At 34.0% G+C, this 14,016-nt stretch carries 10 protein-coding genes and 1 pseudogene; 5 read left to right on the top strand and 6 right to left on the bottom strand.

The window, feature by feature from the left end; all coding sequences use genetic code 11:
• Positions 1–51: 51 nt before the first annotated feature.
• From IPK14_00160 to IPK14_00140, 5 genes and pseudogenes are all read left to right on the top strand, one after another.
• A pseudogene (locus tag IPK14_00160) lies at positions 52–689 on the top strand (class I SAM-dependent methyltransferase).
• 223 nt (positions 690–912) lie between these two features.
• Positions 913–2,085 (top strand): exo-alpha-sialidase, encoded by a 1,173-nt coding sequence (locus IPK14_00155; protein ID MBK7991856.1) that lies wholly within the window; start codon positions 913–915, stop codon positions 2,083–2,085.
• A gap of 234 nt (positions 2,086–2,319) precedes the next feature.
• Positions 2,320–2,814, top strand: a complete 495-nt coding sequence (locus IPK14_00150; protein ID MBK7991855.1) for an LURP-one-related family protein — start codon at positions 2,320–2,322, stop codon at positions 2,812–2,814.
• A gap of 773 nt (positions 2,815–3,587) precedes the next feature.
• A complete protein-coding gene (locus IPK14_00145; GenBank protein ID MBK7991854.1) occupies positions 3,588–4,445 on the top strand; it encodes a zinc metalloprotease in 858 nt (285 codons plus the stop codon).
• A 630-nt stretch (positions 4,446–5,075) separates the two neighbouring features.
• The gene (locus IPK14_00140) at positions 5,076–5,933 is read left to right on the top strand and encodes a zinc metalloprotease (GenBank protein ID MBK7991853.1); all 858 of its coding nucleotides are present in this window, start codon (positions 5,076–5,078) and stop codon (positions 5,931–5,933) included.
• Between the two features lie 141 nt (positions 5,934–6,074).
• Here the strand turns inward: IPK14_00140 and IPK14_00135 are convergent, their stop codons facing one another.
• The 6 genes from IPK14_00135 to IPK14_00110 form a co-directional block, all read right to left on the bottom strand.
• Positions 6,075–7,298, bottom strand: a complete 1,224-nt coding sequence (locus IPK14_00135) for an NAD-glutamate dehydrogenase (protein ID MBK7991852.1) — start codon at positions 7,296–7,298, stop codon at positions 6,075–6,077.
• Positions 7,299–7,337: 39 nt separating this feature from the next.
• Positions 7,338–10,805: an NAD-glutamate dehydrogenase gene (locus IPK14_00130; protein MBK7991851.1), complete on the bottom strand. Its 3,468-nt coding sequence runs from the start codon at positions 10,803–10,805 to the stop codon at positions 7,338–7,340.
• A gap of 17 nt (positions 10,806–10,822) precedes the next feature.
• Positions 10,823–11,335, bottom strand: coding sequence for a hypothetical protein (locus tag IPK14_00125; GenBank protein MBK7991850.1), 513 nt, complete (start codon positions 11,333–11,335; stop codon positions 10,823–10,825).
• A gap of 380 nt (positions 11,336–11,715) precedes the next feature.
• The gene (locus tag IPK14_00120; GenBank protein MBK7991849.1) at positions 11,716–11,931 is read right to left on the bottom strand and encodes a hypothetical protein; all 216 of its coding nucleotides are present in this window, start codon (positions 11,929–11,931) and stop codon (positions 11,716–11,718) included.
• Entirely contained in the window at positions 11,931–12,407 is a 477-nt protein-coding gene (locus tag IPK14_00115; protein ID MBK7991848.1) for a PIN domain-containing protein, read from the bottom strand. Before IPK14_00115 ends, IPK14_00120 begins: the two co-directional genes overlap by 1 nt.
• Positions 12,404–13,993: an aspartyl protease family protein gene (locus IPK14_00110; GenBank protein MBK7991847.1), complete on the bottom strand. Its 1,590-nt coding sequence runs from the start codon at positions 13,991–13,993 to the stop codon at positions 12,404–12,406. The genes IPK14_00115 and IPK14_00110 overlap by 4 nt, the downstream gene beginning before the upstream one ends.
• Between the last annotated feature and the right edge of the window lie 23 nt (positions 13,994–14,016).

Raw genomic sequence — 14,016 nt, 5'->3', positions numbered from 1 at the left:
CTTTTTGTTTCTGTGAAACTATTTTATTAAAACATCTAGGAGAAATACTAAATGATTCCCTTAATTGAAAAAAACATTGAACAATATGCCTATGATCATACAAAAGCAGAAAGCAATTTATTTATTGATTTAAGAGAAGAAACTTATAAAAAAATGGCTTCTCCTCAAATGCAAGTAGGACGTATTGAAGGACAGTTTTTAAAAATGTTAGTTCGTCTAACAAAAGCAAAAAACATTTTAGAAATAGGAATGTTTACAGGCTATAGTGCTTTAATGATGGCAGAAGCTTTAGCAGAAGATGGAAAATTAATTACTTGTGAGATTAGTCCAGATTCAGAAACGATTGCTAAAAGTTATTTTGCTAAAAGCCCTCATGGACATAAAATTGAAATCCAAATGGGGCAGCATTAGCCACTATTGCAAGCATTTCTCAAATGCAAGATATGATTTTCATTGATGCTGATAAGGCTAATTATCCTCTTTATTATCAAAATTGTATGAAAATACTACGTCCTGGAGGATTAATTGTAGTTGACAATGTACTTTGGAGTGGAAGAGTCTTAAATCCTGAAGACAAAGACACTTTAGCCATTGACCAATTTAATAAACAAGTGACTGAAGACCCTGCCGTAGAAAATGTTTGCCTTACAGTTCGTGATGGTATGATGCTGATTTGGAAACGTGTTTAGAAAAATTTTTAATTCCTAATAAAGCTAACCATTCCTCAAAAAATAGGGAATGGTTAGATATAAACTCAAATCTCCTTAAATAAATCTTCTGCAAATTTTCTGCAAAATCCTTGTAATGTTTTCCTAAAACCTATCATTTAACTCCAAAAGCTTTTAATCAACTTAGTTTAGTTTGTTTACGCAAAAATAAACTAACCAATATACTTTAGGAGATTAGCCAGAAATGAAACTATTACTTATACTTATTGCACTATGTTTTTCTTTAGTATTACCCTTAAATACAAATGCACAGCAAATAAATCAATTAACACAAATTCAAGGTTTAAAAAATAGTCACTCTATTAAGATGGGATCTAACAATATGCTACATCTTGTTTATGACAATAGTAGTAATACTAGAAACGCAACTTTGCCCGCTGCTAGTTCTATAGTTTACCAACAATCTTTAGATAATGGGCAATCTTTCTCAAGACCTATTTTGATTTCACAAAGGATTTTATCTTCTTTTAATCCTGATGTGGCCGTTGGTACTAATGGAACAATATATGTAATTTGGTCAGGAGTAAATCAAAGCGGAAGATCTATTTTTCTAGCTAAATCAACTAATAATGGTCTATCTTTTTCTATTCCTCAGCAGATTTCTAGTTTAGGTTCAGGCCAAGCACCTAAAATTGCTATTGACTCAAATAACAATATCTATGTTGCTTATTTTACAGGTAGTTTATCTACAGGGTTAGTAGTAACTCGTTCAACAGATGGAGGAAATAACTTCTCTGAACCTCAGCAAGTTTCTAATATTGGTGAATTTGCGATACCTACAAATTTATTATTTGACAGCCAAAGAAATGTTTATCTTTTCTATGCAGATGGTTCTACCGCTACAACTTATCTAGTTAAATCCCTTGATGGAGTAAATTTTGCTCTTCCTAAAGTAATAGCAACTAATGAAATAGGATTTTTTACAAGCCCTAAAGCTTTTATTAATGCACAAAACAATATTTTTGTCGCTTTTAGTTCTGGCTCACAAATTATATTTACTAAATCCTTAGACCAAGGAGCAACATTTAGTGAACCTGTAGCTATAGCAGACAGTATTGGTGCGTTTCCTGCCATTGTTGTAGATAGAAACAATAATATAAATATTGCTTGGCAAGAAGGCGCAGACATAAACAATATATTTTTTGCTCGTTCTCAAAATGGTGGGGCAAGTTTTTCAGCTAAAACTAGACTATCTGTTAATTCTAATTTTTCCTTTGGTGTTTTAGGAATAAGAGATGCTAATGGAGATAGTCTTTTCTCATGGATTAGTGGAGCTTTAATAAATGGAGATTTAACTAATACAAATGTATTTGCCACAATATTAGATTCACCACCTCCAATTAATTCCAGAAATTAGTTATCTCATAATTTCACTTACTCAATATTTACCCCCTTAGCTTAAAGACTTTAAGTTAAGGGGATTTATTATTTATGCCCATAAATAAAAATGTCTTTTAAGCGACAAAAAAACCTACTTATAGGAAAAATATACCTTTTAACGATTTTTTCTATTTACTTAAAACAATTTGCCATCAAACTAGTTAAAGTCTCTAAATAGTATTTATCACACTTTATAAGGTTGAAAATATTTATGCGTTATGTAATGAAACAAAAATGGTTTGGTTTACTAAGCGATTTTTATATAACAAACGAAGCAGGTGACAACAAATTTTATGTAAAATGTAACAAAGGGTTTATTTGGGATAGTTTTTCATTTCAAGACCTAGAAGGAAAAGAGCTATTGCTTATAGAAGAAAGCAGTTCACATTATTACTATATAAAACGTGATGGGAACCCTTATGCCAGTATATATAAACGCGATGGATTGATTTACAAAGGTTTTCTTATAACAATGGCTGATGAAAATGAGACGGAGATAAAATTAGAAGGTAACATAGCGTCGTATGAATACTCTTTTACAAATACTAACACTCAAAAAGAACTTGCTAAAGTTTCTAAAACTTGGATTTCTCTAACTGATACTTATGGAATAGAAATTAATCAAGGAGAAGATGAGCTATTAATTTTAGCTTGCACTGTACTTATAGATGTATTTTTTCATACTATGGAATCAAAAAAATCCTAAATATTTACTTGATTATTAAAATATTTCTTAATAATCAAGTAAATTAATGCCTCATATTTTTTCTAACATACTAAAGAAAGCAACTTTTTACTTCCAAAATTTTTGACTGTTATTCCTATTATTCCTAACACTTTTTATAATCTTCCAAACTTGTAAAATAAATATAAGCCAACCTAACTGTAAAGAAATTTGACAGGGTGAATACAAAATTTTACAGTCATTAAACCTAATAAACAGAGTAAGTTACAGTTTATAACCATTATTTTATATACTAAGTATACAGAGTAATTCTAACCTATAAAAAATTTTTCAAAATAAAATGGAATTTCAAAAAATATAAATATAATTTTTTTGTTAAGATTTTTCTAATTCTCGTAGAAATACAAAAAATAAAGCACTAATTCTTTTGTTGAAGAAAAAAGTATAATATCTTTATAATCAATCTATTAATATTAATTCTATAAATCACAATAAATTAAATTACTACTAAGAAATCTACTAATTCGATTTTAAATATTTATATTAAAAATTGAAAAAAACCAAATTCTTTCTAAAATTAGAAAGTTTGTGGCACGGATGTTGATATAGATAAAAGCACAAATCAAATTAAAAATTAAACAAACATTATTGAAAAGGAAATCAAAATGACAAAATTTAGAGTAATGGCAATTCTTATGGCAGTAATCTTAACAGGAGCTTTTTTCTTAACAAACAACAGTCAAGCAACCCCAAATGCACAAGGCCCAAGCCTAGATAATCAACCTTCTGTTGAAATGCAAGATCCTACAGAAAATGTGCCATTCCTAATTGGCGGTGTTGAATTTGTAAACCAAAGAGCATTTATTGAAAGTGGTCGTCGTTGTGGTTCACATATGTCTGCTGAAAAAATGCAAGCAGCAGAAAAAGATTTTCAAACCAAATTTGCAGCTTTAGTAGAAGCTAATGGTGGAATAGCTCCACAAGCACCAAGAACATTTAATGTTTACTGGCATACAATTACTAGCACAACAGGTGCTGGTGCTGTAACTGCTACTCAAATCCAAAATCAAATTAATGTATTAAACTCTGCTTTTGCTTCAACAGGTTTTTCTTTCAATTTAGTTAGAACTGACACTACAGCAAATAACACTTGGTATACAGCAGGCCCAGGAACAACTGCTCAAACACAAATGAAAAATGCTTTACGTGTAGGCGGAAAAGCTGACCTTAACATCTACTGTAACAATATTGGTGGTGGATTATTAGGATATGCAACCTTCCCATCTAGCTACAACAGCAACCCTAAAGATGATGGCGTAGTATTATTAAACGCATCTTTACCAGGTGGAACTGCAGCACCATATAACCTAGGTGATACAGGAACTCACGAAGTTGGTCACTGGGTTGGTTTATTCCATACTTTCCAAGGTGGCTGTTCTAGGAATGCAACAAGCGGTGGTGATGCAGTATCTGATACACCAGCAGAACAAAGCCCAGCTTATGGTTGTCCTACTGGTCGAGATACTTGTAGAAACATTGCTGGTTTAGATCCTATTACAAACTTTATGGATTATGTAGATGATTCTTGTATGAACAACTTCACCACTGGTCAAACTACTAGAATGAATGCTCAATGTACTACCTTTAGATAAATTTAACTTAAAAATTAGTTACAAAAAGGACAAGCTAATAGCTTGTCCTTTTTGCTTTTGTAAAGCAAATTGACACATACATAAATTAAGTTAACAGTTGCTAATTTATAGTGAATAAATAAGTTATCAAAAACAACTATTTTTTAATGAATACTAGGTATCCAACTTCTACAAAATTAAGCACTTGTAGCAAAGAAGATAAAAAATAATTATTAAATAATTTAAAATCATATAATACTAAATTTATTAAGAAAAAAGTCTCCAATAAAATATATAAAAATAACAACTAACTAACTGATTATCAAACAATTATCTAATTATTTTTCCTATTTATAAAACATTAAATCTTTCTAAAAATATTAAATGTATACTTAATATATATTTCCCCAATTTTTGTTGTAAAAATAATTTTCTAATTTGTGGCACGGATGTTGATATAGATAAAGGCACAAATCAAATTAAATCAAAAATTAAACTAGCAAATTAGAAAAGGAAATCAAAATGACAAAGTTTAGAATAGTAGCAATCCTAATGGCAGTAATCTTAACAGGAGCTTTCTTCTTAGCAAACAACAGTCAAGCAACCCCAAATGCACAAGGCCCAAGCCTAGATAATCAACCTTCTGTTGAAATGCAAGATCCTACTGAAAACGTGCCATTCCTAATTGGCGGTGTTGAGTTTGTAAATCAACGTGCTTTCGTTGAAAGTGGCCGTCGTTGTGGTTCACATATGTCTGCCGAAAAAATGGAAGCAGCCGAAAAAGATTTCCAAACCAAATTTGCAGCTTTAGTAGAAGCTAATGGTGGAATAGCTCCACAAGCACCAAGAACATTTAATGTTTTCTGGCATACAATTACTAGCACAACAGGTGCCGGTGCTGTAACTGCTACTCAAATTCAAAATCAAATCAATGTATTAAACTCTGCTTTTGCTTCAACAGGTTTTTCTTTTAATTTAGTTAGCACTGACACTACAGCAAATAACACTTGGTATACAGCAGGCCCAGGAACAACTGCTCAAACACAAATGAAAAATGCTTTACGTGTAGGCGGAAAAGCTGACCTTAACATCTACTGTAACAATATTGGTGGCGGAATATTAGGATATGCAACCTTCCCATCTAGCTACAACAGCAACCCTAAAGATGATGGCGTAGTATTATTAAACGCATCTTTACCAGGTGGAACTGCAGCACCATATAACCTAGGTGATACAGGAACACACGAGGTTGGTCACTGGGTTGGTTTATTCCACACTTTCCAAGGTGGCTGTTGTAGGAATGCTACAAGCGGTGGTGATGCAGTAGCAGATACACCAGCAGAACAAAGCCCAGCTTATGGTTGTCCTACTGGTCGTAATTCTTGCAGAAATATTGCAGGCAATGACCCAATAACCAATTTTATGGATTATACTGATGATTCTTGTATGAATACCTTCAGTACTGGTCAAACTACTAGAATGAATGCTCAATGTACCACTTTTAGATAAAACCTCTACCAAAAAGCGTTAATAAAAAAGCAGAACTTCTAGGAGTTCTGCTTTTTTATTTTTAAACCATAAAAAATAGCTCTTCCTTTGTTAAGGAAGAGCTAAAAGAAACAAAAAAGAGAAGTAAAGAAAAAGTTAAAATTAAGAGAAAGAAGAAGAATCAAAAGAAATAGAATCCAAAGCTTTCCGCAGTTTTTCAGAAACAACTACTAAAGTAGAAACTGAAACTGCTGCTTCAGGATTAGGTTGTGCGCGAGAAATATCATCAGCAATTGACATAAAGACAGGATAGCGAGAGAGAACTTCTTCAGGCTGTGCGCGGAAGCTAAGTAATTTAGCGGCAAAGTCTTGTAAAATTCTTAAAAGGGCTGCTCTTAAAGAACGTAGTGCTAAAGCTTCCCAAGAGTCTGCTGCTGGTTGTCGGCTAATACGTAATAATAAAGCATTAAGATGTGTAAGTTGCCCTAAAGATAAATAAGTAGTAGCAACATCAGCAACAGGCATACGTGAACGTTCACAAAGTTCAGCGATTGGAAACACTTTAGGCCACTGACTAGTAAAAGCAATATCACTAGCTAATTGAGAATCAAATCCCAGGCTTTGAAGCTTACTAAAATCTGTATCAACTCGATTCCAAGCATTAAAGGCAGCTTTAGGTAATATTTCTCTTAAAGAGTGAAGTGCGCTATCATATTCAACTATAGAAAGCGAATTGGAGATTTTAGATGTTGAGTCTAAACGGGAAGAAGTACGAGCAACAACACGTGTTGAAGCAACATGAGAGCGATTTAGAGCAGAAGCACGTTTCCAAAGTAGTTCACCTGGTAAAAAGTGTAATAACCAACTAGTAGCCTCACGTAAACTGTCTTCAATAGCAATAATTGCCATATAACGAGCATCCGCAGGTACACTTTCAGCAGCAAAAACTTGCGCACGTAATTTATCAGCCCCTAACCAATGAGCAGCTAAAGAGTAAGCTATAGCAACATCAGACACAGAACGGTTAGTTTCCATTATTAAATCTGGGAAAAATGTTGAACCTGCAAACGCCATAATTTGGTTAGTACGTAAAGTAGCTAAAAGTTCTCGTAACAATAAATGTCTTGAAATCGCGTCTTGATAACGTTTAGAAACAAGTTCTGGGAAATATTCATGTAACAAAAGATCATTATCAGGAAAACGTAAAGGATCTGACTTAAGTAATTCAGTATAGACATACATTTTCATATAAGCCAATAATTTGGCAAGTTCTGGTCTAAATAAACCATATTGCACCCCTCTAGAAAATAGGTTGCCTTTAGTAGGAAAGTCTTCTTGAGGAGGTATTCCAGCCGATTCTTCTGCTAAGAAATTAGCAGCACGCATAAAATCTGAAGCATCTTTTTTACTACGACGCTGATCTAGCTATAGCAGCACAGCATTTTCATCTCTATTAGCCACTACTTTGTCCCCTACCTCATCAGCAACTTCTCTTATCAAATTATTGCGTTCATTAAATGAAAGTGTTCCTTGAGCAACTAGAGGTGCAAGTAATATCTTTAGGTTAACTTCATGGTCAGAAAGGTCAACCCCCCCAGAATTATCAATAGCATCTGTGTTGATTCTCCCACCATGACGAGCATATTCAATTCTTGCTTTTTGAGTACAACCTAAATTACCACCTTCAGCAATAACTTTAGCTCGAACATCTTTAGCGTTAACTCTTAAAACATCATTAATTCGATCACCCACGGCAGCGTGTTCTTCTTCGCTAGCTTTAATAAATGTACCTATGCCACCATTCCAAATCATATCAACATCTAAAGTGAGCATTTTTTGAATAACAATTTCTGGAGCTAAAGAGTCCTCTTCTACTCCTAAAAGTTGTTTACATTCTGGAGATAGGGCTATGGCTTTATCTGTTCTGGAAAAAACTCCACCACCTTTTGAAAGAACTTTCTTTGAATAATCGACCCAGGAAGATCTAGGTAAATTAAATAGGCGTTGTCTTTCTACAAAAGATTCCTCTGGATCTGGGTTTGGATCAATAAAGATATGTCGGTGATCAAAAGCACCTACTAATTTAATAGTACGAGAAAGCAACATTCCATTACCAAAAACATCTCCAGACATATCGCCTACACCAACAACGCTAATTACATCTTTTTCTGGGTCAATTCCTAAAAATGAAAAATGATGGCGAGCGCAAGCCCAAGCACCACGAGCAGTAATAGCATAAATCTTATGGTCATAACCCATAGAACCACCTGAAGCAAAAGCATCACTTAGCCAAAAACCATATTCTTGAGCAATACGATTAGCAGTATCAGATAAATGGGCAGTTCCTTTATCAGCCGCAACAACAAGGTAAGGGTCTGGTTCATCAAAGCAAACAACTTGAGGAGGGCTAACAGGGCGGCCTTCAATAATGTTATCAGTAACATCTAAAAGACCACGAATAAAGGTTTCATACATTTGATCTGCAAAAGCACGTCGATCTTGACCAGGTTTTTCCATCTTTAAGGTAAAACCACCTTTAGCACCTAATGGAACAATTAGAACATTTTTGACCATTTGGGTACGCATTAAACCAAAAACTTCAGTGCGGTAGTCGTCTGAACGGTCTGACCAACGTAGTCCCCCACGAGCAATTTTTCCTCCTCTAAGGTGAACACCTTCAACAGTTGTTGCATGAACAAATATTTCATATTTTGGCCTTGGTTCTGGAACAGAATCCAACTTAGCACAATCAATTTTGAAACTAATGTAATGAGATTTTTTATCAAAACGATAAAAATTAGTTCTGCTAGTAGATTCAATTAGATTTGCTAAAGCTTTTAGAATACGATCTTCTGTTGCATCTTGAATAAAGCGAAGTTTATCTTGAAGCCGCTCTCTAGCATGTTCTATTCGATTGGTACGAATAGTAGTAACTCCATTTAGGTTGCGAGTTTCATCTGGCAAGAATCTTGTGTTAAATAAATCTACTAAAGATCTAGTAACTTCAAAACGTTGTGTTAGAACACGGTTAATAGCTTCTCTAGCCAGTGTTGGTCTAATTTGTAGTGCATAAGCAACATAGGCTCTAAGTAGATCTACTTCTTCCCATTTTAGCCCTGCACGAGGAACCAAGCAATTAAGTGGGTCATTGCTCATATCTCCACGGAAAACCGCACGTAAAGCATTAACAAGAGAAGCTTTACGATCAAAAAGAGGTTCAACTTTACCATCAATAGCTAGTCTAAAGGTGTCCATTTGCATACGGGCACCATCTTCTAAATCTATTAAAATACCTTCTTGATCAATAACCCGGAATCCAAAATGATCTAAGATAGGCAAAACATCTGAAAGAAATAGCTCGCCCTTTTCAGAGATCTTATGATAAAGCCTTAGCCTAGCATGGTTATGGGCTATATCTTCTGGTTCTTGGAAAATATCAAAACGGATCTCATTAGTATTTAATGACATTTCCAACAATGCAACATCTCTAACAGCTTGTTCTGGGCTGGTTGTACGTTGGTAAGATTCAGGAAAGGCAAAAGCAAAATAGCTTTGTAGGTGTTTAGCAGTATCTAAATCATAACGCAACCTTAGAGCTTGACCTAATTGGTCTGTCCAAGGAGTACAAAGAGCTAATAATTGATTTTCTAATTCTTCGGCTGTTAGTTCAAAATTTTCACATCCTGCAAGATAAAAATATAAGCCTATTAAACGCCCATACCCGCTAGTTACACGTCTATGGCTATAGTTAGCCTGTGTATTTTGAATTAAAGTGGATTGCAGATTTTCTCTTAAATTATCTGTAAATACATCTTGTGGAACTAACATAAAAGCTGAAATAGATTGTTGGTCTGGGTTAAGTACAACTTGAGCAACAGCTTCTCCTGTTGATTCAGCTTTGATAATTGCAGCCACTAAATCCTTTAAGCCATTAGGAGAAGTTTCTAGCAAGAATTTTATAGGAATTACATCAAAAGCTTTTCTCATTGCACGATAACGATGATTTTCTGGCCCAACTTCTTCTCCTGCTAACATTGTATCCAATCGAGCAGAAAACATTGGTACTGAACCAGCCGTAGTTGTGATAGCTTTTTGTGTTAACAGTCCATGAAAGATAACTCCACCTATTGGGTTTCCAGCATCATCAAATCGCCTAAGCATTACATCTATCACTCTGCCAGCACGATGAATTTTAGAATCTATATTGCTCTTATGAAATTTAATTAATTCCCCTTCACTAAAGCGATCTCGGTTAAAGTGATTTGGTTGGAAAAATCGCTCTGCTACAGGTATAGAGTTATTATTAGCTGTATTTAACGCATAAGCACACCCAAGGCTAGCGTCTTTAAGCAGACTAGGCTCATAGAATGAAACCCCAAAAAATACAAAATGCTCTTCTAATAACCATCCTAAAAATTGAGAAACTTGACGGAAAGACTCCTTTTGAGATGAGTAAATTTGCCCTAAATAGTGATACTCATTAATAATTTCTCTAGCTAATTTTTTCATTCTTAGAAAAGCTGTAGTAGTAGCTCTAGCTAAAGTTAAGCGATTATGTAAGTCCTTGACTAGTTCTCGACGTTGAGAATGTTTAACTTTTGACAAAATAAATCTGGTGACAGACTCTACTTGAATATTTGGATCATCTGGATGCAGTGATAAGAGTCTTCCTTCATAGTCACGTTGTACGGGAACTAGTAAGGCTACAGCATAAACAATGCTTAGTCCTATTTCTTCAAAAGCAAGTTTAGTAGTATCAACAATAAAAGGTTGGTCTTCCATGCAGGTTTCTATAGCTACTAATTCTTCATTAGAATCAAGACCTGCTTTGCTCATATCAATAGTACGAATTTTGATTTCACCGCTTTTACGTTGAGAAATAAAAGCTAACATTTCTGCAATATTGCGTCTTAATTGGTCTGGAGAAAGATGTTTGGTATAACGCTCTTCTGCTCTACGTAAAAAAATTGAGAAAAATCTTCTAATAATGACTTGTTAAAATGAGCATCCAAAGACAGTAGCTCATTACTAGTAACAATATCTTCACCATTAGAATCCATTGGTAAAAGATATGTTGTAGCTTTAACGCTGTTCTCTTCACTAACTGATTTATTATCAAGCATCGTAGTTTTGGCTTGATTCTTTTTACCTTTTATTACCATAGGTTTTCCTTCTCCTAAACTAGCAGTTTTTGAAGTCTTGTCATTTTTAGCATTACTGTCACTTGTGGATAATTCTTTGGTATCAGCAGCTTTTGATTTTTTACTAGCACTTTTTTTGGCTGGTATTTCTATAAAATTACTTTCGTTAACATCGGTATTTGCAACAACTGAATCATTATTAGGGTCACTGTTGGAAGTAGATAAATTATCACTATTTTTTAAATTTTTAGTTAAGTTTCTAGTTGTTTTGTTTTTACTCATCAATAAATTTTCTCCTAACTAAATAGAAAAACATTTTTCCTATTTCCTACTAAAAATCATTAGATCTATTAGTAAGACATAAAATAATTGTGTTTTTTGGAATTTCAAAAATGAGGTTAGCTTGCTTAATATTAAAATGAGAGTTTAGCATTGTTTCAATATCATTAAATATAGAGTTACCAATAACAAGCAGAGTTTAACCCAACTGTAAAATTATTTCCAAACCATTGTCACGGAGCAGGAAAACAAAATTAACAGTTATCTTTATCTTGTTATAAATAAAGTAGATCAATAGTAAAACTATTTTTAGTAAAAATTATTTGTTTTAGTAAAACAATTTTTAGTAAAAATTATTATTTATTTTTGATCTATTGTAGTTTTTAAGTGTTTGAGGAATTATTATTGGTATTAAAATTATTGGTATTACGTCCTGGTGTAGTGACTCGTTGACCGCGAATTACTCGGCTAGGCCCGTGAAGAGGTGGCGTTCCTCGTCGAATCATTTCAGCAAAAAGATCTACATCATAATCACATTCCCGTGCCATTTCTTCTTGAATTGTATGAAGTTGTGCTAAAAATCGAGGTCGTCTATACATTATTTTTTCCCGTCCAATGGCTCTAAAATTAAGAACTCTGGGGTGACAATTTCTGGGACAAAAAATCCTGCTGCCGTGTTAAAAAGCTTTATTCTTGCTTTGCGATGAATATTAGCAATATGTCCAAAATTCCAGGTAACAAAAAAATCTATTTTATAAACTGAGGCTAATGCTACATGTAAAGCATCTGCAATATATTTTCTATGAAAAATCCCTCTACTAATATAACCATCTGCTAAGATTGCTGCTTCATCTGGTATATCCAACTGTGGTAAGGATTTAATTAAATTAAGGTAAGCTGAGCGATGTGGTTCAGCTAGTCTTTCTAGTTCACGAACTACAAGCAAAGAAATTGTAGCATTATATTTTGATAACTCATGCTCCCACCAACGCATAGTTAAATCACGACGAAAAGGCTCATCATTATCTAAATAAGCTCCTACAACAGAAGTTTCTAAATATAAACTTAACTTCACTCTTTAGCCTTTTCTGACACAGAAGTTTCTTTAATTTTTTTCAGTAAAGAACTATTTGGAGTTAATGTTAATTGTAGACGCTGAAAATCTATCAAAATCCGGCAGTGATAAAGAAAATCACCGCCTAAAATTCCTTGTTGGTCAAAACCTGCTTGCTCATTAATTCGTGCTAGGTTAAGTATTGGCATTCTTAGATTTTCTCTAATTAAATCCATTAATTGAATTTTACCTGCATTAAGTATTTTAATATTGTCTGCAAAACCTGCTGCTCCTACTACTTTAACTGTCTCAGAAGCAACTTTATCTTGCCACTTTTGCGACTCAACAATGTTATGTGAAATTACAGAGCTAGTTGCCCCTGAATCAAAAATAAAATTTAATGTCACTTCGTCATTAAGCTTAGTTTCTACGCTAATTAAACCACTTTCTGTAGTGCGAAAAGGAACTATTGTAGAATTAGCATCAATATTGCTAGTTGCTTGTGTAGGATTTTCATTAATATCCAATTGTAATTGACCATTTTTATAATCCATCATCATCAAAAAGTTACTTAGAAGAGAAAGACCTAAATAGCCATCAGCAATATCTTCAGCCTTAGCATTAGCTGGCGAATGAACTTTGCGAATATAGGTTGGAATCATAGAAACTTTTATATCACCTAACTGCATTTCATCAATCACCCCATACACAATAGGGAATGCTCCATCACCTCCAACAGCACGTGCTTCACCTCCACGAGCAACTTCTTTTACACCTATTCTTGCAGCCGCTTCAGGCGAAATAACACAAAGCCCTGCACCTGTATCAATTACAAAGCGAAGTGTTTCTTTTCCATTAACTTTTATTTCTAAATGTGGGCGACGTATTTTTATTTTTAGTGGAATAGAAGCTGTTTTACCACGAATTTGATATAAATGAGTATCGCCTAAATAAGTATAAAATCTAATTACGCCTTCAATACGTTCTCGACGGTCTACATCTGTTTTAGGAGAGTTTTGTAGAAATTGTCTTAATGCCTCGGCAGCTTCCTTAAAAAATTCTTGACGCGAAGCAGCACGAGCTAAAACTAACCAATGATCGCCTTCTGATGGGCGTATATCTGTTGCTTGTTTTAATTTCTGATAAGCTTCTGAAACTCTATTTTCATAAAGATCTATTTCAGCACTTGCAGCTAAAGCTAAATCATCTCGATGATTTAGTTGTAAAGCATAAAGAAGCTGATCCCGTGATTTATCTATATAACCAGACCTAAGAAGTGCCATACCAACAATAGCACGTGCGCGAGGATGTTTAGCGTCTAGCTCTAAGGCTTTTAGTCCTATTTCAAATGCTCCAACCAGGTTTCTTGCCTTTAAATACACTTGGCCTAACCCAATATAAGCTTTTATGTCTTTAGCATCTTTGTTAATTATCTCTTGGTAAAGTGTTTCTGCACGCTCAAAGTTACCTTGCTCAAATTCTTGTTGAGCCTTACGTAGTTGCTTATCTGCACCAAGAGCATAACTAAAACTAGCCGTTAGACAAATCAAAATAATTGCCATTAAGCTAGTAAGTAGACGAGAAGTTATTATAGTTGGTTTTTTCATAACTTAACCTCACCTGTTTTAAG

The sequence above is a fragment of the Blastocatellia bacterium genome, assembly GCA_016713405.1.
Classification (GTDB): domain Bacteria; phylum Acidobacteriota; class Blastocatellia; order Chloracidobacteriales; family JADJPF01; genus JADJPF01.
Note: the sequence above shows the minus strand (reverse complement) of the source record. Positions and strands in the feature narration are given on the sequence as shown.